This window comes from Acinetobacter gyllenbergii, from assembly GCF_001682515.1.
Lineage (GTDB): Bacteria > Pseudomonadota > Gammaproteobacteria > Pseudomonadales > Moraxellaceae > Acinetobacter > Acinetobacter gyllenbergii.
In genome coordinates, this window is record NZ_KV575265.1 from 1 (window position 1) to 26034 (window position 26034).

The 26034-nt window shown below is 41.9% G+C and carries 25 protein-coding genes, 9 tRNA genes and 1 other RNA gene; 18 read left to right on the plus strand and 17 right to left on the minus strand.

The window, feature by feature from the left end; genetic code table 11:
- The 5 genes from NG55_RS20670 to NG55_RS12935 form a co-directional block, all read right to left on the minus strand.
- Positions 1-93: GTP-binding protein (locus NG55_RS20670; RefSeq protein WP_017397055.1), on the minus strand; the 93-nt coding region annotated here is incomplete at its 3' end.
- Positions 94-186: 93 nt separating this feature from the next.
- The gene (fusA, locus tag NG55_RS12920) at positions 187-2325 is read right to left on the minus strand and encodes an elongation factor G (protein ID WP_065343487.1); all 2139 of its coding nucleotides are present in this window, start codon (positions 2323-2325) and stop codon (positions 187-189) included.
- 177 nt (positions 2326-2502) lie between these two features.
- Entirely contained in the window at positions 2503-2973 is a 471-nt protein-coding gene (gene rpsG / locus NG55_RS12925; RefSeq protein WP_004655203.1) for a 30S ribosomal protein S7, read from the minus strand.
- A 160-nt stretch (positions 2974-3133) separates the two neighbouring features.
- Complete coding sequence (gene rpsL / locus NG55_RS12930; RefSeq protein WP_004638184.1) at positions 3134-3508, minus strand: 30S ribosomal protein S12; 375 nt, start codon at positions 3506-3508, stop codon at positions 3134-3136.
- A gap of 171 nt (positions 3509-3679) precedes the next feature.
- Entirely contained in the window at positions 3680-5020 is a 1341-nt protein-coding gene (locus NG55_RS12935; protein WP_065343488.1) for an EcsC family protein, read from the minus strand.
- Between the two features lie 289 nt (positions 5021-5309).
- Between NG55_RS12935 and NG55_RS12940 the strand changes: the two genes are divergently transcribed.
- Positions 5310-6539, plus strand: a complete 1230-nt coding sequence (locus NG55_RS12940; protein WP_004805136.1) for a beta-ketoacyl-ACP synthase II — start codon at positions 5310-5312, stop codon at positions 6537-6539.
- A 21-nt stretch (positions 6540-6560) separates the two neighbouring features.
- Positions 6561-7013 (plus strand): protoporphyrinogen oxidase HemJ, encoded by a 453-nt coding sequence (hemJ, locus tag NG55_RS12945; protein WP_016543182.1) that lies wholly within the window; start codon positions 6561-6563, stop codon positions 7011-7013.
- Positions 7014-7076: 63 nt separating this feature from the next.
- On the opposite strand, the gene NG55_RS12950 is transcribed toward hemJ, so the two are convergent.
- Both NG55_RS12950 and NG55_RS12955 read right to left on the minus strand, forming a co-directional pair.
- Positions 7077-7472, minus strand: a complete 396-nt coding sequence (locus tag NG55_RS12950; protein WP_065343489.1) for a hypothetical protein — start codon at positions 7470-7472, stop codon at positions 7077-7079.
- A gap of 55 nt (positions 7473-7527) precedes the next feature.
- Entirely contained in the window at positions 7528-8253 is a 726-nt protein-coding gene (locus NG55_RS12955; protein ID WP_065343490.1) for a tetratricopeptide repeat protein, read from the minus strand.
- A gap of 76 nt (positions 8254-8329) precedes the next feature.
- On the opposite strand from NG55_RS12955, the gene NG55_RS12960 reads away from it, so the two are divergent.
- Complete coding sequence (locus tag NG55_RS12960; RefSeq protein ID WP_023270636.1) at positions 8330-8866, plus strand: hypothetical protein; 537 nt, start codon at positions 8330-8332, stop codon at positions 8864-8866.
- A gap of 44 nt (positions 8867-8910) precedes the next feature.
- Here the strand turns inward: NG55_RS12960 and NG55_RS21035 are convergent, their stop codons facing one another.
- Positions 8911-9072 carry a hypothetical protein gene (locus NG55_RS21035; RefSeq protein ID WP_016543186.1) on the minus strand — a complete coding sequence of 54 codons (162 nt, stop codon included), beginning with the start codon at positions 9070-9072 and terminating at the stop codon, positions 8911-8913.
- An 850-nt stretch (positions 9073-9922) separates the two neighbouring features.
- On the opposite strand from NG55_RS21035, the gene NG55_RS12965 reads away from it, so the two are divergent.
- A complete protein-coding gene (locus NG55_RS12965; protein WP_065343491.1) occupies positions 9923-11548 on the plus strand; it encodes an NAD+ synthase in 1626 nt (541 codons plus the stop codon).
- Entirely contained in the window at positions 11541-12572 is a 1032-nt protein-coding gene (locus tag NG55_RS12970; RefSeq protein ID WP_065343492.1) for a hypothetical protein, read from the plus strand. Before NG55_RS12965 ends, NG55_RS12970 begins: the two co-directional genes overlap by 8 nt.
- A 114-nt stretch (positions 12573-12686) precedes the next feature.
- On the opposite strand, the gene NG55_RS12975 is transcribed toward NG55_RS12970, so the two are convergent.
- The 5 genes from NG55_RS12975 to coaD all read right to left on the minus strand — a co-directional run bounded on the left by NG55_RS12975 (position 12687) and on the right by coaD (position 14303).
- Positions 12687-12763 (minus strand) — tRNA-Met (locus NG55_RS12975).
- A 263-nt stretch (positions 12764-13026) separates the two neighbouring features.
- Positions 13027-13103 (minus strand) — tRNA-Met (locus tag NG55_RS12980).
- Between the two features lie 61 nt (positions 13104-13164).
- Positions 13165-13520: RNase P RNA component class A (rnpB, locus tag NG55_RS12985), an RNA gene on the minus strand.
- A gap of 26 nt (positions 13521-13546) precedes the next feature.
- Positions 13547-13810 carry a YfhL family 4Fe-4S dicluster ferredoxin gene (locus NG55_RS12990; protein ID WP_004655229.1) on the minus strand — a complete coding sequence of 88 codons (264 nt, stop codon included), beginning with the start codon at positions 13808-13810 and terminating at the stop codon, positions 13547-13549.
- A gap of 1 nt (position 13811) precedes the next feature.
- A complete protein-coding gene (gene coaD / locus NG55_RS12995) occupies positions 13812-14303 on the minus strand; it encodes a pantetheine-phosphate adenylyltransferase (protein ID WP_005273330.1) in 492 nt (163 codons plus the stop codon).
- Between the two features lie 129 nt (positions 14304-14432).
- Here coaD and smpB point away from each other — a divergent pair, with 129 nt between their 5' ends.
- The gene (gene smpB, locus NG55_RS13000) at positions 14433-14909 is read left to right on the plus strand and encodes an SsrA-binding protein SmpB (RefSeq protein WP_065343493.1); all 477 of its coding nucleotides are present in this window, start codon (positions 14433-14435) and stop codon (positions 14907-14909) included.
- 40 nt (positions 14910-14949) lie between these two features.
- Here smpB and NG55_RS13005 read toward each other — a convergent pair whose 3' ends face one another.
- From NG55_RS13005 to rluD, 3 genes are all read right to left on the minus strand, one after another.
- Complete coding sequence (locus NG55_RS13005; RefSeq protein WP_065343494.1) at positions 14950-15522, minus strand: flavodoxin family protein; 573 nt, start codon at positions 15520-15522, stop codon at positions 14950-14952.
- 83 nt (positions 15523-15605) lie between these two features.
- Positions 15606-16346 carry a peptidoglycan editing factor PgeF gene (pgeF, locus tag NG55_RS13010; RefSeq protein WP_065343495.1) on the minus strand — a complete coding sequence of 247 codons (741 nt, stop codon included), beginning with the start codon at positions 16344-16346 and terminating at the stop codon, positions 15606-15608.
- Positions 16347-16483: 137 nt separating this feature from the next.
- The gene (gene rluD, locus NG55_RS13015) at positions 16484-17533 is read right to left on the minus strand and encodes a 23S rRNA pseudouridine(1911/1915/1917) synthase RluD (protein ID WP_032861272.1); all 1050 of its coding nucleotides are present in this window, start codon (positions 17531-17533) and stop codon (positions 16484-16486) included.
- A gap of 71 nt (positions 17534-17604) precedes the next feature.
- Between rluD and NG55_RS13020 the strand changes: the two genes are divergently transcribed.
- Entirely contained in the window at positions 17605-18705 is a 1101-nt protein-coding gene (locus tag NG55_RS13020) for an outer membrane protein assembly factor BamD (protein ID WP_065343496.1), read from the plus strand.
- 128 nt (positions 18706-18833) lie between these two features.
- Positions 18834-20723: a DNA primase gene (locus NG55_RS13025; RefSeq protein ID WP_065343497.1), complete on the plus strand. Its 1890-nt coding sequence runs from the start codon at positions 18834-18836 to the stop codon at positions 20721-20723.
- Positions 20724-20729: 6 nt separating this feature from the next.
- Here NG55_RS13025 and hemA read toward each other — a convergent pair whose 3' ends face one another.
- Positions 20730-22013 (minus strand): glutamyl-tRNA reductase, encoded by a 1284-nt coding sequence (hemA, locus tag NG55_RS13030; protein WP_016543196.1) that lies wholly within the window; start codon positions 22011-22013, stop codon positions 20730-20732.
- 79 nt (positions 22014-22092) lie between these two features.
- Here hemA and NG55_RS13035 point away from each other — a divergent pair, with 79 nt between their 5' ends.
- From NG55_RS13035 to NG55_RS13080, 10 genes are all read left to right on the plus strand, one after another.
- Positions 22093-23811 carry a tetratricopeptide repeat protein gene (locus tag NG55_RS13035; protein ID WP_065343498.1) on the plus strand — a complete coding sequence of 573 codons (1719 nt, stop codon included), beginning with the start codon at positions 22093-22095 and terminating at the stop codon, positions 23809-23811.
- Between the two features lie 4 nt (positions 23812-23815).
- Positions 23816-24397, plus strand: a complete 582-nt coding sequence (lolB, locus tag NG55_RS13040; protein ID WP_065343499.1) for a lipoprotein insertase outer membrane protein LolB — start codon at positions 23816-23818, stop codon at positions 24395-24397.
- A gap of 14 nt (positions 24398-24411) precedes the next feature.
- A complete protein-coding gene (gene ispE, locus NG55_RS13045; protein ID WP_016543199.1) occupies positions 24412-25242 on the plus strand; it encodes a 4-(cytidine 5'-diphospho)-2-C-methyl-D-erythritol kinase in 831 nt (276 codons plus the stop codon).
- Position 25243: 1 nt separating this feature from the next.
- Positions 25244-25318 (plus strand) — tRNA-Gln (locus NG55_RS13050).
- A gap of 33 nt (positions 25319-25351) precedes the next feature.
- Positions 25352-25426: transfer RNA gene (locus NG55_RS13055), tRNA-Gln, on the plus strand.
- A 33-nt stretch (positions 25427-25459) separates the two neighbouring features.
- Positions 25460-25534 (plus strand) — tRNA-Gln (locus tag NG55_RS13060).
- 33 nt (positions 25535-25567) lie between these two features.
- Positions 25568-25642, plus strand: a tRNA-Gln gene (locus tag NG55_RS13065).
- A gap of 33 nt (positions 25643-25675) precedes the next feature.
- Positions 25676-25750: transfer RNA gene (locus NG55_RS13070), tRNA-Gln, on the plus strand.
- Positions 25751-25783: 33 nt separating this feature from the next.
- A tRNA-Gln gene (locus NG55_RS13075) sits at positions 25784-25858 on the plus strand.
- An 84-nt stretch (positions 25859-25942) separates the two neighbouring features.
- Positions 25943-26017 (plus strand) — tRNA-Gln (locus tag NG55_RS13080).
- Positions 26018-26034: the final 17 nt, after the last annotated feature.

A 26034-nucleotide genomic window follows, 5' to 3' on the forward strand; every position in this document is an offset into this window, starting at 1 on the left:
CGCAGCAGTTAAAGTTGTTTTACCATGGTCAACGTGACCAATTGTACCCACGTTTACGTGTGGTTTATTACGTTCAAACTTGGCTTTAGCCATGATGATCTTCCTTTATAAACTGCTCATGAGGGTCGCCCATGAGCACTTGGTTTTTTAACTAAATTTTAGTTGGGTAATATAGTAATCGAAAGATTACTCGTCGTCACCTTTTTTACCGCCAGCTTGGAACTTAGCGATGATGCCTTCCGCCACGTTACGTGGAGTTTCAGCGTATTTAGCGAATTCCATAGAATAAGTCGCACGACCTTGAGACATAGAACGCATTTGAGTCGCGTAACCAAACATCTCAGCCAATGGAACTTCTGCTTTAATTGCTTTTGTTCCACCAGGAAGATCGTCCATACCTTGAACCATACCACGACGACGGTTTAAGTCACCCATGATATCGCCCATGTAGTCTTCTGGAGTTTCAACTTCAACTTTCATGATTGGTTCAAGAAGGATAGGATCTGCTTTCATGAAACCGTCACGGAAAGCATATGAACCAGCCATTTTGAACGACAATTCATCAGAGTCGACATCATGGTAAGAACCATCGAATAATGTCGCTTTGATACCCACAACAGGGTAACCAGCCAATACACCATTCTTCATACGTTCTTGAATACCTTTATCAACCGCACCAAAGAATTCTTTAGGTACAGTACCGCCGACAACTTCTTCAGCGAATTCGTATTCTTTACCAGCTTCTTCAACATCCATAGGTTCTAAACGAACATATACATGACCGAATTTACCTTTACCACCTGTTTGACGAACAAACTTACCTTCTTGTTCAACAGACTTTTTGATCGTTTCACGGTAAGCAACCATTGGTTTACCAATGTTCGCTTCAACACCGAATTCACGCTTCATACGGTCAACGATGATGTCAAGGTGAAGCTCACCCATACCAGCAATAATGGTTTGACCAGATTCTTCGTCTGTACGAACGCGGAACGATGGATCTTCTTTAGCCAAACGACCTAAAGCGATAGACATTTTTTCTTGGTCAGCTTTAGTTTTTGGTTCAACAGCCAATGAAATTACTGGCTCTGGGAATTCCATACGCTCAAGGGTAATGATGTTTTTCTCATCACACAATGTATCACCCGTTGTAACGTCTTTAAGACCTACACACGCTGCGATATCACCTGCACGGATTTCATCAAGATCTTGACGTTCGTTCGCATGCATTTGCACGATACGACCGATACGTTCACGCTTAGATTTAACTGGGTTATAAACCGGATCACCTTGTTTAAGAACACCAGAATAAACACGTACGAAGGTCAAGTTACCTACGAACTTATCGTTCATGATTTTGAACGCAAGTGCAGAGAACGGTGCTTCGTCAGATGCTTCACGAGATGCTTTAGTTTCATCTTTGTCGTCAAGAATACCTTCAATTGCTTTAACTTCTGTTGGAGAAGGCAAGAATTGAATTACAGCATCCAACATACGTTGAACACCTTTGTTCTTGAACGCTGAACCACAAAGCATAACTTGGATTTCAGATGCCAATGTACGTGTACGAAGACCAGCGATGATTTCTTCTTTAGAAAGATCACCTTCTTCTAAGTATTTGTCCATTAACTCTTCAGATGCTTCAGCCGCAGCTTCAACCATCTTAGTACGCCATTCTTGAGAAGTCTCAACGAGGTCAGCAGGAATATCACCGTATTCGAACTTCATACCTTGAGATGCTTCATCCCAGATAATCGCTTTCATTTCGATAAGGTCAACAACACCTGCAAACGTATCTTCTGCACCGATTGGCACAACGATAGGTACAGGATTACCACCTAAACGAGTTTTAACTTGCTCAACAGCACGGAAGAAGTTTGCACCAGTACGGTCCATCTTGTTCACGAATGCTAAACGAGGCACTTTATATTTGTTCGCTTGACGCCATACAGTTTCAGACTGAGGCTGTACACCACCAACTGCACAGTAAACCATGCACGCACCGTCAAGAACACGCATAGAACGTTCAACTTCGATTGTGAAGTCTACGTGTCCCGGTGTATCAATTACGTTGATACGGTGTTGTTGGAATTGGTTAGCCATACCAGACCAGAAACAAGTTGTAGCAGCAGAGGTAATTGTAATACCACGCTCTTGCTCTTGTTCCATCCAGTCCATTGTTGCTGCACCATCGTGTACTTCACCAATTTTGTGAGATACACCTGTGTAGAACAAAATACGTTCAGTTGTAGTTGTTTTACCTGCGTCAATGTGCGCAGAAATACCGATGTTACGGTAATTACTAATTGGGGTTTGGCGAGCCATGATGTCTACATTCCTAAATGTTATATTTAAAACAGGACGCACCAATTAAATTGATGCGCACGAATATCCAAGCAGGCAACTTAAATACCCGCAAAGCCCCCACTTTGGTAAAGAGCGATGTTGAATCGAGCTGCGGTACGCATGAATATTCTCCTGATTAGGGACTGTTTTATCCGCTTAGAAACGGTAGTGAGAGAAGGCTTTGTTGGCTTCAGCCATACGATGCACGTCTTCACGTTTTTTGATCGCTGCACCTTTACCTTCAGCCGCATCAAGCAACTCACCAGCAAGACGTAAAGCCATCGTTTTTTCAGAACGCTTAGCAGCAGCATCTACTAACCAACGCATAGCTAGAGCAGTACGACGGGATGGGCGTACTTCCATAGGTACTTGATAAGTAGCACCACCAACACGGCGTGCTTTTACTTCAACCATAGGACGAACTTTTTCAAGAGTAGTCTCGAAAAATTCAACTGGGTCTACTTTGTTTTTTTCTTGAACGCGGTCTAAAGCACCGTAAACGATACTTTCAGCAATAGATTTTTTACCATCTTGCATTACGTGGTTCATGAATTTAGCGATTGTTTGGCTGCTAAATTTTGGATCTGGAAGGATCTCACGAGCAGCGACTACGCGACGTCTTGGCATTTTAATACACCTAATAATATGACACTTCAGGATAATCCAGCAGTTTGTACAAGTGTCATGTACACGACGCTGGCCTTACTATACGTCGCTTGAATTACAAATCTATGAAGAATTCAAACAAGCGAAACGCTAAAGGGTTGCTTGGGCTAATTTCCTAGAATTACTTCTTAGGACGCTTAGCACCATATTTAGAACGTGACTGGTTACGATCTTTAACGCCAGCACAGTCTAAAGAACCACGAACGGTATGGTAACGTACACCTGGTAAGTCTTTAACACGACCACCACGGATAAGAACAACACTGTGCTCTTGTAGGTTATGACCTTCACCACCGATGTAGCTAGATACTTCAAAACCTGAAGTTAAGCGAACACGGCAAACCTTACGCATTGCTGAGTTAGGTTTTTTAGGTGTAGTAGTATAAACACGTGTACATACACCACGACGTTGTGGACAAGCCTTCAACGCAGGAACTTTTGATTTTTCAATCAAAGTCGTACGACCCTTACGGATCAACTGATTTGTTGTTGCCATTTGGCAATTCTCCCGTTATTAAACAACCTTAAAAAAAGAAAAGAACCTCTTTTTAAGGGCACATAATTGTAAGCTAAGAAGTAAAAATGGTCAACATTGCAAGACAAGGCAAGTGCTGACCATTTCTATAATTTTGTTGCTTTTCGATATCTATGACATCACAACATCATATTAACTGTGTTTTGTGGACGCTGGTTCAATATCAATTGATTTAGTTTCAGTGCCAATTTCAGCCTCACCTTCAGCCAATAATTCATCAGGCTGAGCCTTTAATGCGGGTTGTTGTTCGCTATGCGAATGCTCAACCACATGTTGCTCTGCTAATTGTTGAATACCCTCTTCAACCTTATCATCTACAGAAACCGTAACAGCTGTATGCTCTTTAACTTGAACGCTGACCTTGGTAATCACGGCATTCTGTTCATCAGATGGGGCTTTATTGGTTTCAACGCTGGTCGCACTTAATAAACGTGGACTCTTTTTCGACATCGCTTCGGCTTTAAAGTAAGCTTCTAAAGGCGAAAGCTTTTCCTGCGGATGCTCATTCATATAGAAACGCGCCGCACCAAAAACAGATTGAGATTTATGTCCAACGTCTTCTAAAAGTCTCCAACTATAGAAACCACCGAGTGCGGCACCTGCGACTGGGGTCAACTTACCAATCACCGATGCCTGAGGAATACGGTTTAACCAATTCCATTTAAACTGACCGCTTTCATCTACCAGCCACTTTTTCACTAACTCGATATCATTATTCGAGCCTAACAATTGTTGGAACTGCTGCAAATCATGGGTTTCAAGCATTGATTTCAAAGCTTTTAAGGCAAGCAATAAAGTTTGTTTTTCCGCCACCAGACTTAAATCTATTTCTTTAAAGATAAAGGCAACAATGTCTTGATCTGCATCTTCAGCTAAATCAAAACCATGTGAACGACCCGTTTGATAAATTGTTCTGAGCGCCAATACAATCGAAGCAGGAATATCAATCGCCGCACCCCATACGCCTGTCGCACCCGTAATAGCACCTTGAGCTGCTGCAAGCAATTTATTCTGCTCAATCAGGGCTTGACTTAAACGTTGCGAACGCCCCGTATCTTGGGTTAGCTCAATAATATCCTTGACCCCTGCTTCTTCCAGGATTTTTTCAGTCAGAGAACTATTCGAACTAAACTCATTCAACCATTGGAATAAATAATCAGAAACCTTTTCTCCCAAATCAGGCGAGACAAATGACGCCACATTATTCACTCTAGCATAATGACGACCTAACAGCTGATGAGATAGTTTTGGAAACTGCTGACGTAGCATTTGCTGTGGACTCTCATATTTTTCTATTTCAAATGGACTTTTGAAACGTGCTTTGCCTTCAACAATCTGAGTTGAATTTGCAAGTTCTGCACCAGAAGTGGTTGGGGCAACTTGAAGTTTCTGTAATTCAGAACTGAGCTTTTTAGCCACTCCAAAGGCTTGTGCAAATAAACCTGAAGATTGCTTGTTTTTAGATTTTGTCATCAAGTACCTCTGTCGTGTAATCTGTGCATGTCTAGGTAAATACTAGGTTGAATGCAGATTTATCTCAACTTTTATCTGTGTACTTTCATTTCGTTTCGTCACAACATCGCGAATATTTACGAATATTTACACAACTGAAAATAGGCATAAAATTTGCCATAAGAAATAAAAAACCTTTCTGCTATCATGGTGTCATTCACTCATAAGCCATTTTAATCGTTATTTTTCTCCTGACTTGTATTCATAGCGAGATGCACAGGCTTAGTATTACCATAAAAGGGATCTGTAAATGAAACGTGTTGTAATCACTGGTATGGGCATTAACTCATGTATCGGTAACTCTTTAGAAGAGGTCACTCATTCTTTAAAAAATGGAATCTCAGGCACACGTTTAAACCCAACTTATGCAGAACTGAATTTCAAGAGCCATGTCAGTGCAGCCGCTGAACAAGATTTTGATGGCATTGATCGTAAACTCAAACGCTTTATGGGCGTCTGTGCGATGTATGCGTATAACGCAGCTGTCGCAGCTGTTGAACATGCCGGACTGAAACAAGAAGATTTGGCAAACAATCCACGTTACGGTATTGCTGGCGGCTCTGGCGGCAACTCAACTGCATCTGTTGCAGAAATGATCAAACTATTAGAAGAAAAAGGCGCGCGTAAAATCGGTCCTTTCTTTGTACCTCGTAATATGAGTAATACCATTACTGCGAACGTTGGGGTTGCTTTTAAACTGCAAGGTGTTGCGCACTCAATTACCAGTGCATGCGCAACGTCTGCTGATGCCATTGGTTATGCCTACAACCTGATCCAATTAGGCAAACAAGATTTAATGCTTGCCGGCGGTGGTGAAGAAGATCATTGGTCACAAAGCTTATTGTTTGATGCGATGGGCGCCTTATGTTCAAAATATAATGACACACCTGAAACGGCTTCACGTCCATATTCAAAAGACCGTGATGGTTTCGTCATCGCTGGTGGTGGTGGTTTCGTGGTGCTTGAATCGCTTGAACATGCGCAAGCACGTGGTGCGAATATTTTAGCAGAAGTGATTGGCTATGCGGCAAACAGTGATGGTGCTGACATGGTTGCCCCAAGTGGTGAAGGTGCGACACGTTGTATCATCATGGCATTAGATGAAGCAAAACAGCATGGTGTAGAGCAAATTGACTATGTCAACACGCATGGTACATCAACACCAGCCGGTGACGTGACTGAGCTTAAAGCCATGGAGCGCGCATTTGGTGAAGGTCAGGTTCCACCACTCAGCTCGACCAAGTCAATGACAGGTCATAGCTTAGGTGCAGCGGGTGTACAGGAAGCGATTTACTCAGTATTAATGATGCAAAATGACTTTATTGCGCCAAACATCAACGTGACTGAGCTTGATGAAGGCGCACAAGGTTTCGATATTGTACTTGAAAAACGTGATGCAAAACTGAATACTGTCATGAGTAACAGTTTTGGCTTTGGCGGTGTTAACGCCTGCCTTATTTTCAAGAAATGGGATGCATAATCCCATTTAGCAGGATTATCGATGGATGCACCTTCTGATGCTTTCTTGTGGGTAAAAGCATTACATATTATTGCTGTAGTGTGTTGGTTCGCTGCATTGTTCTACTTACCACGTCTTTTTGTTTACCATGCCATGAGCGAAGATGCCGTCAGTCATCAACGCTTTGAAGTCATGGAACGTAAGTTGTATCGCGGTATTATGTGGCCGTCCATGATTGCCACACTCATTACCGCCCACTTTCTGGTCGACTGGGGCGATGCAAGCCGACATTATCATGAAGCTTTATGGTTTTACCTCAAAGTCGGTCTGGTCGGTTTATTGGTGATTTACCATTTTGTCTGTGGTTATTACCGTAAAAAACTGATTGGCAACGCTCACTATAAGTCGCACAAGTTCTGGCGCTTTTTTAATGAAATGCCAACCCTAATCTTGTTCGCGGTAGTCATTTTAGTCGTGGTAAAACCTCAGTTTTAACTCAACAGCATTGTTCTTTTTCTAATGCTGTAGCTTAGACTACAGCATTAACCCCAATCCAAACTACAAACAGCTTATCCCCTTCAAGTTTAAAGACACTTGCTCAAAGTGGGTCTCTTTTTTTGTTTGCAAATTTCGATAGCTGACGTCATAAAGAATATAGCCTTGCGACACAAAGGTATATTGTCCTGTCACTTTGCCATCAATCAGCTCATTCATGGTTTTATACACTTCGGGCTGAGCGACTTCACCCATCTCAACCTCTTCAATATGGACTGGCTCAGAAAGCTTGATATTTTTGAGATAAGGATAATACTTAATCGACCGTATCTTTTGATATTCTGGTGAAACCAATAAAATTGATTTTTTGCCATCCGCAAAACAGTAATATTCATTACTTGCATAAGCCTGTACGCACACAGATAAAAATAGGCACAACCATAAAGTTTGTTTCATCATTCATTTCATCTCTTGCTAGCAATGACTGCTCTATATTTCTGCTCTTATCTTCAGATTATAAATATTTCTTTATTCTTAACGGGACTTTGTTGGATAAGCCCAACTTTTTCATTTGATCAGCATACATCCTATAATTTTTTCTGGCTTGATCTATATTTTTTAAAGCTAAATAAGCATCCGCTCGATTTAAGTAAGCCACAGTTCTATTCGGATCTAACTTTATGACATAGTTTAACAATCTTAATGAAGCATCATAATAACCCAATTGATAGAGAAAAAATGCAGCATCATTTAGCTCGGCTGCATCCTGTTTTTTATAGGTCGATAATTGGCAATCAATGCTTTTAATAATTTGCTTGATCCCCGATACATCAGTTTTATTGACTTGCTTTAATTGCTCCGAGGCTAAATAAGGAAAATAGTTAACCCCATCTTTCCCACCCCCAATATCTGCCATCCACACAGGTGTACGACTTTGTTTATCCCATTGTCCACTGCAACTGTTAGAAATCATGCTGGGTATCGTATCTAAAATCACGTTTCGGTTTTGATCCACAATAAGACACTGCGTCATTTCAGTTTCAGATGCATCCAAGATTGCAGCGTAGTTGTATTGGTTATTTTTATAAGCATCAATGGTTAAGAAAAAAAGCGTGCTATCAGCTTGTAAGGCTTTCAATGATGATCCCGTACAGTTTTTATAGTGCTGTATCCCTAAATCCGCATAAGCTGCGCTGCTCACCCAGCAGAGTGAAAGAACCATTAATTTAATGCTTCGCATACCAAAATTCACCCTGCTCAGTTCACTTTTATTTTAGAATAAACCAGATTTCACGTTTTTCAGATGCCTAGGTCAGATGAACAAACCAATTCAGCACACGATACAAGGATTAAAAGCTCGATTCATTTCCAGCTTAATCTTTTATCTCAAAATGAATCAATTTCAATATCGTGGTTTGACTTCTGGCGAAATCGAAATGGCGCGTCCCATCTTTGGGCAGTTAATTGATTATACAAAAGTCAAAATTTTTAATATCCCCTATTTACCTTGGCAACCTGTCAATATTTTTATGGCACCCAATGGCAACCTATTCGTCCATCAAAAATATTTCCACGAAGACTACTCTACTTGCTCCATCTCCTTGCAGGGAATTTTTATTCACGAATTGGCACATATTTTACAGTTTCAACAGCACACCAATGTGATTGTCAAAGGTGCAATCCTTCAGGCGGGCTATTATCTCAGCTTTAAACACTATAACCCTTATCAATATCACTTGATCCAAGGTAAAGCTTTTTCTAGTTACAATATTGAACAGCAAGGTGATATTGCACGCGATATTTTTTTAAAGCGAATCCCCAATATTATCCTCAAAAATGAAAAAGCCCTGTAATTTGCATTTACAGGGCTTTTTAAGTGAGTAATTCGCACTTGAACTTATGCTGCAGTGCCTTTACCAGTCTCAATTGGGTGTTCATGACTATCATCCATTTCAGTCGAAAAATCTACGCGCATTGCATCCTTAACAATGGTACCTACACGCCCTACACCAATGGCTAAACCAAAGGCAATGACAGGCAATAAAATTGTTGAAACCATAATGGGTTACCTTTTATTAAAATCAATAAATTAAGATTGTTGATCTTGTTCACGGAACATCACTGTCCCAATACGACCAACAACCACTGCTAAACCAAATGCAACCACAGGAAATAATAAAACCGACATTGTCTTTACCTCATGTATGAATCAATCAAAATTGAGCGATCAATTAAACTTGCTGATCTTTTTCTTGGAACATTACGGTGCCTACACGACCAACCACAACAGCCAATCCAAAAGCAATCACAGGGAATAATAAAACGGACATTGTTGTTACCTCTTCATTTTCGTGTTTGAGTACACTGGATTAGCATCAAAGTGTACGCCTGTTCACATTAATTAGGATAATAACAGTGCACAAATGTACACTCAAGTGTCGCAAAGATATTCCCGATAAACGGTATAAAAAACGCACAATAAATAGATAATGCAATGAATTAATTGATTTTTTTAAAAAGTACACATGTACTCAATATTCTTATAAAGCAAATAAAGACGTGAAAGTAATTATTTTTTCTCAGATTTTTTATATTTATCGACTCTGTAATTGATGTGTCACACCCAAATGCAAAAATAGCATGAAAAAAACTTTATATTGCTCTATTCAATTTATTCACAATCATGCACCATAATCACGCAAACATTGAGAAATGTTGCTGTTTTATACAGAAAAACTTGTTATTTTTACGCAGAAAAATGTGCATTTAGTATATATTAGTAAACTTGTCATTTTTCTTTAAGATATAAAATGTTTGGCGCCATGATATACACTTGTTTTTAATAACTATACCCATATAAATCAAAAACTTGTATATCAGAACTTGTTAAAACTCAGGATTAGGTTTGAATGAAAAATTTTAAAGTTGCCCTTGCTCAATTCTCTCCGCACATTGGCAATATTGATGCAAATACTCAAAAGATGGTTGAGCAAGCAAATTTAGCGAAACAACAACAGGCTGATTTGATCATCTTCCCTGAGCTTTCTACGCTAGGTTACCCTGCTGAAGATCTATTACTCCGCCCCAATCTTCAAAAACGCACTCAAAAAGCGTTTGCCCAACTCAGCGAAGTAAAAGATATCTTGATGGTGTTCGGTTTTGTGCACCAAACTGAGGATGGTCATCGCTATAACTCTGCTGCTGTCATGAAAGATGGGCAAGTATTAGGGGTTTATAACAAACAAAACCTGCCAAATTATGGCGTGTTTGATGAAAAACGTTATTTCCAAGAAGGTCACCAACACCTTGTGTTCGAATATTTAGGTCACAAGTTCGGTGTGTTGATCTGTGAAGATGTTTGGTCACTCAATACCGTCAAACAACTCAGCCAGCTGAATGTTGAAACTGTGCTGGTGTTAAATGCTTCACCTTATGAAGTGGGTAAACCACAACACCGTATTCAGACCTTAAATGAACTGGCAAAACAGTTAAATCTCAATTTGATCTATGTCAACCAAGTGGGTGGACAAGATGATTTGATTTTTGATGGCTCAAGTTTTGTGAGCAATAATAATGGGCAATTGGCATTACAAATTGCAAGCTTCCAAGAAGCATTGGCTTATGCTGAATACGATGCTGTACAAAAGCAATATAAAATAAGCGAAGCGATTCCAGCCTTAGAAACCTTTGCCGAGATTTATCAAGCACTGGTCATGGCAACCCGTGATTATGTACAACGTTCAGGCTTCCCTGGTGTGATTCTAGGCTTATCAGGTGGAATTGACTCAGCCCTAACTTTGGCCATTGCAGTCGATGCGATTGGTGCAGAGAAAGTCCAAGCGGTGATGATGCCATATACCTACACCTCACAAATGAGTGTCGAAGATGCGACTGAACAAGCTCGTCGCATGGGTGTGACTTTTGGTATTGCAGAAATTCACCCAATCGTGAATAGTTTTATGCAAACCTTGTTCCCATTCTTTGGCAACTCACCTGCTGACGCGACTGAAGAAAACTTACAAGCACGTACTCGGGGCACGCTATTGATGGGCTTATCAAATAAGTTTGGTAATCTGGTGCTCTCTACAGGCAACAAGTCTGAAATCTCAGTGGGCTATTGCACCCTGTATGGCGACATGGTTGGTGGTTTCTCTGTGCTCAAAGATGTGTACAAAACCATTGTCTTTGAACTGGCAAAATACCGTAACACACTAGAAGAAACACCTGTGATTCCAGAACGTGTCATTACACGTCCACCATCGGCAGAACTGCGCCCAGATCAAAAAGATCAGGACTCTTTACCTGCTTATGATGTACTTGATGCCATCTTATATGCTTATATTGAGGAAGATCTCAGCCAAGCAGACATTATCGCCAAAGGTTACCCAACCGAGGTGGTCGAGAAAGTGATTCGTCTGGTTGATCGTAATGAATACAAGCGTCGTCAGGGCGCGATCGGGCCTCGTATTAGTTCACGTGCCTTCAGTCGCGAACGACGCTATCCTATCGTCAACGGATGGACCGCGAATGACTGAAAAAATTGTTTCTGAAAAGTCACAATTACTTGCTCAAGCTTTAATGCTTGAGCAAGTTGCATTTTATAAAAACCAACTCACCACCCAACTTTCTGCTGATTTCTTCCAGCAGTTTATTCAACTCTTTCTCCAACATGCACCCAATATTCAACTTAAGGAAGTGGTTGAACTCACCCAAATTCAGGCTGTAGTAAAACGCTATGCCTTTGAAATGCAGCTCGGTGCAGGCTTATTAGAATTTATTGGGGAAATTGCTCAAAGACTGCATGTGTTTTCACTGCAATCCTCGGCACAATTACAAGATGTATTCTCAGACCACCAGTTTGAAATGTGGCTGTCCAAGTTTTTAGAGCTGGAAAATATTCGCCATTATTTAAATCAGTTTTTAAAAGAAAGCCCTTCGATTCAGCAGCTGTGCCAATACATTGCCACCACAACACTACAAAACAAATTACCGAAACTGTTTGCTCAATCGGATGAAGATCGGATTTCTGCAAGCAAATATGAATGGCAACAAAAACTCAAAAGCTTTTCACATCGCCAACAACAACGTATTGAACAAAAAATTGAAGAAAGCATTGGCCGATTCATTCAAGAACAACTGGTCGATCTCAGCCTACTTTCAAATGACGACCTTGAGAGTCTTGCGCGCAATATCTGGGATGACAACAAAGCTCAGCCCCTCTCCGAATATACCAAACAAGTAACACCACTCGACGTCGAAGAATTCTTTGTCATGATTTATGAGTACTGGAAAGAATTACGCCAGTCCGCCTTCATACAAGATTTGATTTTATACGGTGTTAAAGTATTTTATGACTTCTATAAAGATGAAAGTCTAGCAGATGTCTTCACGGCAATTGGCTTGGAAGAAACCGATCTGCTGAATGAGGCTGTACGATTCTATCCAAAAGTTGTGAAAGCATTAGATGAGCACGGCGTATTAGAACCGATCATTACGTTGATCCTAAAACCGTTCTATGAAAGCCCACAAACCCTAGCCACCATCGAAAAGCATCTATAAAAAATAAAGCCTGTAAATGAATCACTCATTTACAGGCTTTTGCATGTCTGGTGTATTATTTTTTCAAGCAAAATCTAGATAAAAAGAAACCACGCAGGAGCGTGGTTTTTAAAATGGTGGCTATGACGAGACTTGAACTTGTGACCCCCGCATTATGAGTGCGGTGCTCTAACCAACTGAGCTACATAGCCGTAAACTGTGTGCGCATTATCTAGTGTTCCGCATAGCGGGTCAAGTCTATCGCATTGAAAATATAGAATATATGAACAGTTTTTAGGCTTTTAATCTTCAATTGATCAAATTTCAACACATCTATGCCTCAACCACGAAATTGAGTCATGACTGAGCTGCTATTCAAATAAACATAATCAAAAACTTCGCATCAAAAAGATTGTTTTAAAGTTTACAAAAACTGCAGACAAAAAGAGACCACGCAGGAGCGTGGTCTATAAAATGGTGGCTATGACGAGACTTGAACTTGTGACCCCCGCATTATGAGTGCGGTGCTCTAACCAACTGAGCTACATAGCCGAAAACTGTGGGCGCATTATCTTAACTTTCAATACACACGTCAAGCACAATTTTAAAAAATTTAAGAAGTGGGCCTATAAGCCGGGTTCTGTCGAGGACGATCATTCCTCTAGGCGTACAATCACTCATACGCTCAAGCGACCTACCCGAATCCAGCACGGGCCGTGCCTCAGGATTCCTATTTGGTCTTGCTTCTGGTGGGGTTTACCTTGCCGTGAACTGTTACCAGACACGCGGTGCGCTCTTACCGCACCCTTTCACCCTTACCTCACGAATGAGGCGGTCTACTCTCTGCTGCACTTGCCGTCGGCTTTCGCCGCCCAGGCGTTACCTGGCACCTTGCCCTATGAAGCCCGGACTTTCCTCCCCTGTTTCAGTCACGGAGACCTCCACAGCAGCGACCGTCCAGCCCACTTCGTGGCGCATCTTATCAAAGTTCGCCGTTAATTGCTCGTATTTTTTTGCGCAGTCAACTTTTTGTATTTCGCCATCAAGTCATCATGCGATTCGACATGTTGGGGATCGAGCGGAATACAGTCAACAGGGCAAAACAACTGACACTGTGGCTGATCATGGTGACCAATGCACTCTGTACAGAGTGCAGGATCAATCTCATAAATCAGCTCACCCATATAAATGGCTTCATTGGGACATACAGGTTCACAGACATCACAGTTAATGCATTCATCTGTAATATATAAGGACACGCTACCAACCTTGTTGATGTTTACGTTCAAAGGCCTCAACCACAACGGCAGGCACAAATTTGGTCACATCACCTTTTAAGCGAGCAATTTCTCTTACCAATGTCGATGAGATAAATGAATATTGCTCAGATGGAGTTAAAAATACCGATTCAAAATGTGGATCAAGCTGACGGTTCATATTCGCCAATTGAAATTCATATTCAAAATCTGAGATTGCTCTTAAACCTCGGAGTACAGCTGTTGCATGCTGTTCACGGAAAAAGTTGACCAATAGGCCATCAAAACCAACAAACTCAACATTGTTTAAATGACTCAATGATGCTTTTGCTAATTCAACACGCTCTTCTAAACTAAACACTGGATTTTTATGATGACCAATCGCAATTGCAACCACAACTTCATCAAACATTTTTGATGCTCTTGCAACTAAATCAACATGTCCATTGGTTATTGGATCGAAAGTCCCCGGATAAATCACACGTGTTTTAGACATGCGTTGTACTCTAGTTAATGAGATAAGGCGTGTATTTTAACAAATGCTGGCTCTAAATGCGAAATTCCTAAACATTGGAAAAAGGTTGCGTTTTACGGCACAATAGAGCCAATTGTGGAAGTTTAAATTATGGCGCAAGCAACAGTTGTAAAAAAACATAATGGTGGCACGATTGCTCAAAATAAAAGAGCGCGCCACGATTACTTTATCGAAGAAAAAATTGAAGCAGGCATGTCCCTACAAGGTTGGGAAGTAAAATCCCTACGTGCTGGGCGCATGAGCTTGACTGAAAGTTATGTCATTTTTAAGAATGGTGAAGCTTTTTTATTGGGCTCACAAATTCAGCCCTTGTTGTCTGCCTCAACTCATGTGGTTCCAGAAGCAACACGTACGCGTAAATTACTGCTCTCTCGTCGTGAGCTAGAAAAGCTTTTGGGTGCAGTGAATCAAAAAGGCTATTCATGTGTACCTTTGGCATGTTATTGGAAAGGCCATTTGGTCAAACTCGAAATTGCACTGGTGAAAGGTAAGCAATTACATGACAAACGAGCCACTGAAAAAGACCGGGACTGGCAACGAGATAAATCTCGTCTGCTACATAAGTAATAAAAAAACCTCCAATTGGAGGTTTTTTTATCATTCTTAATTAAATAGGAATATGTTTTAACCGTAACTCAGCCAAGTATTTCCCAAACTTGCGCGCAGTTTCCAAATCCCCTTCAGGTGGAGTGACTTCTACACTGGCATTATCCGACTGGGTCATCAATCCTAAAAAGCTCGACATACGGTTAATATCCGAAGGACTTCGTCCTGTTGGCATAAACGGTAAACCAGCCCACAACATGCCGTGCTGCATCGCAAATAAATTAATCTGTTGTAATACAGCCAGTTTATCACCACTGAGTCCACCACCATTGGTAAAACCAGCGGCCAATTTTCCCTGCCAAGTACGCGCCAACCAACGTTTAGAAGAATCCTCCATAAACTGCTTCAGCGCAGAGGTGAGACTTCCCATATAGGTCGGACAGCCCATCACAATCACATCGGCTTGGTCGAGTAAATCCCATTGGGGTGCAGCCACAGAAAGTAGATGTACTTCCGCACCTGCCTGCTCCGCACCCTGAGCAATGTATTGCGCAACTTTGGCCGTATGTCCATAAGGACTATGATAGACCACACAAACTTTAACTTGGGAACTAACTTGTTCAATCACAGACATGGAAAATTTAAAAACCAATGAATTAGATCAAGTTTAACATTTTTAAAGGCTACAAGGCGAATCAAGCATGCCAAGAATGTCTTTTACTGCATAAATACCAGCGTTGCCATCCGTCCCGTTTTTGCATCACGGCGATAAGAAAAATAGTCTTGGGCCTGTTGATAAGAACACTGATCTCCACCCAAAACAGTCTTGACACCTAAGCGATTAAGAATAAAGCCAGCAATCGCATATAAATCAGCTTGGTATTTCCCTTCAACTTGACCCGCAATAAATCCCGAAGCCAATTCAGGGTATTTGTCACAGAAAGCTGCTTTTACCTCAGCACCAACTTCAAAGCAAGGTTGGCTAATGGCAGCACCTAACCACGCCCAAGTGGGTTGAGACTGCATTTCAGCCACTGTATTTTCGACAATGCCATTAGCCAAGCCACGCCAACCAGCATGTAAATTGGCAACTTCTGTCCCTTCGGCATTACCCAAAACCACAGGCAAGCAATCAGCCGTCATCATCATTAAGGCATGACCTGCTTTTTGGGTGACCAAAGCATCGCCTTCAAGAGCTACAAATGGAATCTGTTCATTGATGGTATGACAAATGGTGCTATGTGTTTGCGTCATCCATGTAATTTTATCCACACCAAATGCAGATAACTGATTCAGTAATAACATGCGATGCTGCTGAACACGTTGCGCATCATCATTGACATGCAAAGCCAAATTAAATCCGGATAGATTTTGATTGGATGTTGCAATGCTCTGAGGATGTTCAATCCGTGTTTGAGCCACATAGACCCCTTTCGGCAGACCTTGTACAAATTCCATAAATATCTCCTGAGCTGTATTGTCTACCGTCAACCTCTCCTAAAAAGAGAGGGAATTTAAAGCACTCTAAAACATTGAATTCACGTAAATCTACCTCATTTTTAAGGAGGTAGATTTAGAGGGCGGTAGCGCTTTACTTAATACGCTTCATTTTCACTACGCAGGACTTCAAGCAATTGGGTAAAGTCTTCTGGCCACGGTGCTTCAAACATCATTTCTTCACCCGTACGGGGATGTACCAGCCCCAACTTTGCAGCATGCAAGGCTTGTCGTTTAAAACTACGCAACATATCCGTCAGTTTTTCTGAAGCACCTGCGGGGAAACGCACACGATTGACATACACTGGATCCCCCACCAAACCATGACCTAGATAGCTAAAATGCACGCGGATCTGATGGGTACGACCTGTTTCCAGCTGCGCCTGAACGCGCGTAAAGTCACGGAAGCGTTCTTTCACGTTGTAATGCGTTACTGCATCACGTCCGCCTGGTAAAATCGCCATTTTGATGCGATCGACAGGATGGCGTTTGATCGGTTCATCAATGGTGCCACCCGCAATGATGTTGCCATAGGCAATCAAATCATAAACACGGTAAACCGTTTTCTTAGCCAATTGCTTGCTGAGTGAGAATTGTGCTTCTAGATTTTTCGCAACCACCAATAAGCCACTGGTGTCCTTATCAATACGATGCACCAAACCTGCGCGAGAAAGCTCAGCTAATTTTGGGGCATGATAAAGTAAGGCATTGACTAAAGTTCCAGTTGGATTACCAGCGCCTGGATGAACCACCATGCCGACTTCTTTATTGATGACAATAATATCGTCATCTTCATAGACAATATTTAAGGGGATATTTTCTGGCTGGCTCGAGGTTTGCGCTTCAAGTTCGACTTCAAGCGTGAGCAGTTCATTGCCTTCACAGCGGTACTTGGGCTTAACAATGTTACCATTTACCAACAGATGACCATCTTTCATCCATTGCTTGAGTTTTTCACGAGAAAATTCGCTCCAAACCATTGCGGCAACCTGATCAATGCGTTGACCTAAATAGTTTTCATCAAGTTGAATTTGCAACGATAAACGTGTTGCAGTTGAGTCGGAATTATGATTATCTGCATCGACAGAATCTTCGAGTAAGAAATCTGTTTCAGAGAAGTTTGAATTGGAAGATTGTGCTGAAGTCATTTGATGATCGGTACAAAAATGGTTTAATAGCACCATTGTAGCTCATTGCCCAGAATAACAGAGGAGTTTTTATGTCGCTACCACGTTATAAAATTACGGTGCTTGCACTATCTTTAGGTGTAGCGTCTGCATTTGTGGGCTGTAGCAGCAATCCAAGTAAGAAAGAAGTGGTTGATAAAGGACCACAATCGAGTGAACAAGTTTATTTTGAAAAAGCGATAAAATCACTTGAACGCAACCAATATACCGATGCAGTCAAGTCACTTGAAGCTTTAGATACCTATTATCCAACGGGGCAATATACGCAACAAGCTCAACTTGAGCTGCTTTATGCGAAATTTAAACAAAAAGATTATGAAGGTACGATTGCACTTGCAGATCGTTTCATTCGTTTAAATCCACAACATCCCAATGTCGATTATGCCTACTATGTTCGTGGTGTAGCCAACATGGAAATGAACTACGATAGCTTGATTCGTTATACTTCTTTACAGCAATCACACCGTGATGTGAGCTATGTCAAACTGGCTTATCAAAACTTTGTCGAGTTAATCCGTCGCTTCCCAAGTAGTCAGTATTCTGTCGATGCAGCACAGCGCATGAAATTTATCGGTCAAGAATTGGCTGAAAGCGAAATGAATGCTGCACGTTTCAACATTGAGCGTAAAGCATGGCTAGCAGCAGCTGAGCGTGCACAATGGGTAATTGAACATTATCCGCAAACACCTCAAACACCTGAAGCTTTAGCCACTTTGGCGTATAGCTATCAAAAGTTGGGCGATCAAGCGACTGCGCAACAATATATTGAGATTTTAAAACTCAACTATCCAAACTTGGTCAAATCGAATGGTGAAGTGAATTTACGTGCTGCACGTAAAGAAGGCAGTTGGGTCAACCGCGCCACACTCGGTTTACTCGGACGTGAATCAAAAACTGTACAAGTTAAAGATGAAGCAAAAGGCGATACTGAACAACGTAGCCTCACCAATCGTCTCAGCTTTGGCTTATTAGGTAAGCCTGAAGCTGAACAAGCCACACCTGTTCCAGTGGTAGCACCTGAAGCACCAGCAGCAACCACGGAAAATAAACCGAGTTGGAAAAACCGTTTAAGCTTTGGCTTACTCGATAAGCCAGAAGCGAACAATACATCTGAGGACGATGCCGCAAACTAATTTGCAATCACCTGATACATCAAACAGGCAAGTCTCCCTTGCCTGTTTTTTATTTTATGCAACAATGATTCCTGACATTTTGCAATGCAACAATGTTCTACTCCCCCGTCTTAAATGGTTAAACACACATGGCAATTCCACAACATACGATTGATCAAATTTTAGATCGAACCGACATCGTCGATTTGATCGGTCAGCGTGTGAAGTTAAAAAAGACGGGACGTACTTATTCGGGCTGTTGTCCTTTCCATCAAGAAAAATCACCCTCTTTCCATGTTTATCGTGATAAGCAATATTTTCATTGCTTCGGCTGTCAGGCCAACGGCAATGCCATTCGCTTCTTGATGGATATTGATGGTCGTAATTTTGTCGATGTGATGAAAGAACTGTCGAATAAGACAGGCATCGAACTCCCCAAAGACAATCAGGACAATAAAAAACTCTCTTATAGACGTAGCCCTCAGCAAGTTGCGGCTCCACAGCCAACAGTTGTACCTGTAGTCGAGAATGCCGTCCCCGCACCTGCGACTGAGGAATTTATCGACGGACATTTTGTCGATATGGATCGTTATATGGATGATCCTTTTGCCCAGTTCGATCCCTCATTCAATATTATCGATGAACAGGTACAGGAAGGTAATCTTTACGATTTATTGGAAAATGTAGCGCAATTCTACGAACGCCAACTCCCAAATAGTCAAAAGGCACAGAACTATTTTAAACAGCGTGGCTTATCCCCACAGACCATTCAATTCTGGCGTTTGGGTTATGCCCCTGAAGACTGGCAGCATTTGGAAAAAGCCTTTCCGCAAGATATTGAAGGTTTAAAACAACTTGGCCTGATTCGTTCCAGTGACAGTGGTCGAGATTTCGATTTATTGCGTGAACGTGTCATCTTCCCGATTCGCGATCATAAAGGTCGTGTGGTCGGTTTTGGTGGTCGTGCCTTAAACGATGAGATTAAGCCCAAATATATCAACTCGCCTGATTCGGAAGTATTCCATAAGAACCAATTGCTTTATGGCTTATACGAAGGCCGTAAACTCAAGGCCAATGACTGGTTGATGGTCGAAGGTTATATGGACGTGATTGCGTTGCAGCAATATGGGATTAATGGTGCGGTGGCAACATTGGGAACCGCCAGTAATGCCGATCACTTAACCACCCTGTTTAAACAAAATTCTCGAATTACCATTGCCTTTGATGGAGATGCCGCAGGTCAAAAAGCGGCTCGACGCACCTTAGAAATTGCCCTGCCATTACTCAATGATGGTCGTGAATTGAAATTCTTTGTGCTTCCGAATGAACATGATCCTGATTCCTTAATTCGCCGTGAAGGCTTAGAAAACTTCCAAAAACTCTTACAACAAGCACCACTGTTATCTGACTTTGTGTTTGCCCACCTAACAGGACAGCATGATGTCAGTACGCCAGAAGGTAAAAGTCTGGTCATGGGTGAACTACGTGAATTAACGGAGTTGTTACCTAAACATGGCTCATTTCGTTATCTACTGAGTCAGTCTTTCCGTGAGAAGCTCGGTCTGGGTAAACGCTTTACGCCACAAATCAGCCATGATGCTTCTTTGTCATTTAATATTCAGACCAAAGATGAAGATTTTGCAGTGGCAATCTTGATGCACCACCCTTTTCTTTATATTCATTTTGAAGAGCTACGGGCAGTGATTGATCAAAATGAACTGTTGGCCAAGATTCTGGCAGCATTGAATATTGTGTTTGATGACTTGCCAGATGATCAGGAATTGGCAACTTATTATGTGCTCGGTGCATGTAGCAGTTTTAGCCATGAATTGGCGGATATCATACAGCGAACCAATATTCAATCACTGACCCAGGCACCTGAAATTGCGGATAAACTTGCCAAAGAGTACGCCTTAGGCCTACAAGAGAAATATTTGCGTTTAAAGCTCAAATCACCCATTTCTTTGATTGAGTCACGTAATTTGCGTCAACAACTAAATGAGTTGACCAAACAGATTAGCTTGCGGTTATTGTCATAACGATGATTACTGACGTGGCTTCCGCTCATGTTCAAACACATCTTGCAGATGCTGCTGTAACCATTCGAAATAATCTGGATTTTCAGCTTTTGCCGCTTCTCTCAGTAAAATCGAAGTGGGATGCATCAGTTTTTGCGTCAGACGATGCGCAAACTCTTGCATCACCTGTTCTGCCGCATGACCATGTTGCAGTGCTTCCAAAGCATGCGCCAACTCTTTTTGGCTGACTTCTTCACTATGTTGGCGATAAGCCTGAATGGTACCGCTGGCTTCTTTGACTTTTTGCTGGGTCATCAATTGGGTCGCCAATTGATTCACCATAATTTCAGCTTCAACCGCGGCCTGACGACGTTGTGCCAGGTTCTCATCAATCACGCTTTGTAAGTCATCAACACCATACAAATAGACGTTATCCAATGATTCGACTTTGGGGTCAATATCACGTGGAACAGCTAAATCGACCATCAACATCTGTTGATAACGGCGCTTTTTAAGGGCTACTTTAACGTCTGAATATTCAATCACTTGATGCAAACTACCTGTACAACTTGAGACCACATCCGCTCTATGCAAGTTTTGTGCAAGTTCTGCAAAAGGAATGATTTCCACATCAACTTGATGGGCAATCTCTTGGGCCAAAAGATCAGCACGCTCTCGACTACGGTTACAAATCAAGATCTTCGCCACACCCATTTCTGCCAGATGTTTGGCAACCAGACTATTCATTTCACCTGCTGCGACCACCATCACCGTCAGTTTTTCAGTATGACTAAACACCTGAGAAGCCAACTGCGCAACCGCATAACCCATTGAAACAGCATGACTTCCTACGGAAGTTTCAGAACGGACACGCTTTGCCGCATAAAATGCATATTCAAATACGCTGTTTAATTCTGGCGAAACGGTTTCTGCATCTTTGGACAGCGCCAATGCACTTTTCACCTGCCCCAAAATTTGTGGCTCACCCAGCATCAGCGAGTCTAAACCACTGGCAACACGCATCAGATGTGTAACTGCTTGGGCATTCTCGTAACGATAAACATGATGAATTAACTGTTTTACATCAATATTATTCACTTGGGCCAGCCAAGTCAGAACGCTATCCGCATCTTCTGTCATGGCATAGACTTCGGTGCGGTTGCAGGTTGACACCACCACCAGATCATTCAGCGATGAATGTTGGTTTTGTTCAAGCAATAGCGCAGCTAATCGCTCTGCATTGAAAGCAATTTGTTCGCGAAGTTCAACAGAAGCTGTTTGATGGTTGACGCCCAATGCAAAGAAAGACATATCAGATCATCATTTCGCTAAATTTATGTTATTGTGCAACATCGGTGTCATAAAAAGCATTACTTTGGATCAATAAAAATTGCGTCAGCTATATCGCCGTACCCTTTTTAGCGGCAAGACGATTAGACGGTATTCTACCACAATCTTGTTGTTAGGTAGCATGAGCTCTTATGTCTCTGCACAAGCAATACACGACATGTATGCAGACAAGAGTTTTGAACATGCCCTACAACAAAGCATGGTGGCTGAATTTTCCCTTGCTTATGATGATATTGCAACCGCATTACACAATTATACGGTACTTGCGATTCGCAGCAATTCAACCACAATCAAACAGCGCGCCCTAGATATTGCTCTAGAATACAATGACTTGCAATCAGCTTTAAACATTGCCACGCATTGGGTTGAGCAAGAACCGAAAGATGTTCCCGCCCTGTTTTATTTGTCTCATATTGCACTCAAGACCCATGAATATGAGTTAGCAGCAAAAACGCTGGATAAGATTCTCAATATTGATCCTACCGCCGATCTAGAAGAAATTTTAGCAGGGATTGCCCCTGAACAGGCTCAGGATCGAGAAATCTTGCTGAATGCACTCCGTGCCAGCGAGGAACGTAATAACCCTTCAATTCTGGCCTTGATCGCAGGTTTAGAAGCACAAGATGGCTTGTATGAACAAGCACTGAATAATATCAATCGGGCATTGCGCAAACGCTCAAAATCGACCAGTTTTATTCTGATGAAAGCCAACCTGTTAATGGCTTTGCAGGATGATGAAGAAACACGTAAATGGTTTGAAAAAGCCAGTCGTAAAAACAAAAATAATGTTGATGTTCGTATGGCAGAAGCACGTTATTACATTCAAATCAATCAGCAGCAAGAAGCCTTGGAAAAACTTGAAGATATTATCAAGGACCATCCCAAGGCCGAAGAAGCCTTGTTTATTGCAGGTTTAACCAGTATTGACTTAAAACAATACGAAAAAGCCGAGCAATATCTGGTTGAATTGCGCTCATCGGCAAAATATCAGAATGAAGCGTATTACTACCTTGCGATCAATGCACAGCGTAAACAGCATTATGAAACCGCAAAAGCCTATTATCGCTTGGTAGATGGTAGTTTATATATCGTTTCGCGACGCAATATGATTTCGATTTTTGAGAAACAAGGGCAACTGAATGATGCCTTACGTTTCTTGACGCAGGAACGAGTAAACTATCCACAACATGCCAGCTTCCTGTATCAGGCACAGGCCGATATTTTAAAGAAGATGGATAATAAAAAGGCGGCTTTGGCCTTACTGGATGAAGCGATTAAGAGTCTACCTGACGATCCAGAGTTGATTTATGCCGAGGTGTTATTGCTCGACCCGTATACTGATCGCGATAAGTTGGACAAAACCCTCAAACAACTTTTAGCGATCGAGCCAAATAGCCCCACCTATCTGAATGCCTATGCCTATACCTTAGCGCTGCAAAACCGCCGTCTCAAAGAGGCACGAAAATATGCAGAGTTGGCACTGGATTTTGCCCCTGAACAGGCTTCAATTTTAGATACTTTGGGCTATATCGCCTTCCTGCAAAATGATTTTGATACCGCGGCCAAAGTTTTGGGCCAAGCCTATTCCTTAAGTGAAAATGTCAATATCGGCATCCGTTATGCCAAAGCCTTGTATATGCAAGGGGCACTCACGCAATTTAGCGAGGTGTTACAGCAATTGAAACAAAAACATGCCAATGCCCCACAATTACAACAACTTGATAGCTTAATCTTACCCATCACCGTAAAAAAGAGTTAAACCCATGCGCTTGTTTTCAAAATTATGCGTCGCGGTATGTAGCAGCAGCGTTTTATTATTAACGGGCTGTCAACATTTCAGCCAGCCAAATAAAGTCGTGACTTCCCCTCAAGTGCAAGATGAAAACAACTTTAGCCTGCAAGGCAAAATTGGTGTCCGTACACCACAACAATCTGGCAGTGCTTTTTTTACATGGGTACAGCAACAAGATCAGTTTGATATTGAGCTCACCGGAATTTTAGGGGTTGGTAAAACCCAAATTGAAGGGAAACCAGGGCAAGTGACCTTAAACAGCGCCAAAACAGGCCTGATTACGGCTGAAACACCTGAAGAACTACTTGAGAAGGCGACCGGTTGGCAAGCTCCGATTATGCATCTTGCCTATTGGGTACAAGCTAAGCCAGCCACTCAAAACGCCCAAACCAGTAAAGATGAAAGTAACCGTTTAAAGCAATTGGTTGAAGATGGCTGGACGGTTGATTTTAGCTATAACGATGCGCAAACCCTTCCCAATAAACTTTTGTTGAAGCAAGCGCTTGCCGATGACAAAGAAAACCGTATTACAATGGTTATTCAAAACCGATAATTTAGATTGTTTATATGATTAGAGTGCCTTCTCCTGCCAAATTGAATTTATTTCTGCATATCACAGGTCGTCGTGACAATGGTTATCATGAATTACAAACCATTTTCCAACTGATTGATTTATATGATTGGATGACGTTTGAACCGATTGCAGAGCCAACAATTCAAATTGAGGGTCTAAGCGAAGTCACTCTTGAACAAAACTTAATCTATCGTGCAGCACAACTGCTCAAACCTCATGCGAAAAAAATCTGTGGTTTGAACATAACCATTGAAAAAAATATCCCAATGGGTGCAGGACTCGGTGGCGGATCATCCAATGCCGCCACCACCCTGCTTGTGCTCAATCAACTCTGGCAATGCGATCTAAATGAGCAACAATTGGCCGAGTATGCTGTGCAACTGGGTGCGGATGTTCCCATCTTCGTTTTAGGTCGAAATGCATGGGCCGAAGGCATCGGGGAACATTTATCATTCATAGACTTAGCTCAAAAAAAATTCATAATCCTAAAACCTGACTGTTTTATCAGCACTCAACAGCTTTTTTCGCAAAAAACATTGACAAGAGATTCTAAGATCACTACATTTTGCGCCTATCAGATAGAACCTTCTAAATTTGGAAATAACTTTGAACCTCTGGCTCGACAGTTATATCCTGAAGTAGAAGAAGCAATGCAATATTTAGATCAGTTTGGTCTAGCAAAGCTTACAGGTACAGGTGCTTGTGTTTTTACTGAAGTAACCAATGAAATGGATATAGAGCAAATTTTGCAAAACGCGCCTTGTAAAGCTTACTTGGTCAATAGTTTAGCAGAATCACCTCTTAGACATTTTAAAGTTACCTGATAGGGGCGTCGCCAAGTGGTAAGGCACCGGGTTTTGATCTCGGCATCCGTTGGTTCGAATCCAGCCGCCCCTGCCAATTTTCATCTGTAGATAGATATATGTAATATATAGGGGCGTCGCCAAGTGGTAAGGCACCGGGTTTTGATCTCGGCATCCGTTGGTTCGAATCCAGCCGCCCCTGCCATTACATATCATCGAATTTAGGGATGTAATATATAGGGGCGTCGCCAAGTGGTAAGGCACCGGGTTTTGATCTCGGCATCCGTTGGTTCGAATCCAGCCGCCCCTGCCAATTTTCATCTGTAGATAGATATATGTAATATATAGGGGCGTCGCCAAGTGGTAAGGCACCGGGTTTTGATCTCGGCATCCGTTGGTTCGAATCCAGCCGCCCCTGCCAATTTTCATCTGTAGATAGATATATGTAATATATAGGGGCGTCGCCAAGTGGTAAGGCACCGGGTTTTGATCTCGGCATCCGTTGGTTCGAATCCAGCCGCCCCTGCCAATTTTCATCTGTAGATAGATATATGTAATATATAGGGGCGTCGCCAAGTGGTAAGGCACCGGGTTTTGATCTCGGCATCCGTTGGTTCGAATCCAGCCGCCCCTGCCATATCTAAGACAGACTTGTTTTATATTGATATTTGATCAAATATATTGACATTATCCTGTAAAACTATTAAAGTTCTGCCGCATTAGGGGCGTCGCCAAGTGGTAAGGCACCGGGTTTTGATCTCGGCATCCGTTGGTTCGAATCCAGCCGCCCCTGCCATCCAAATTCATTATAAG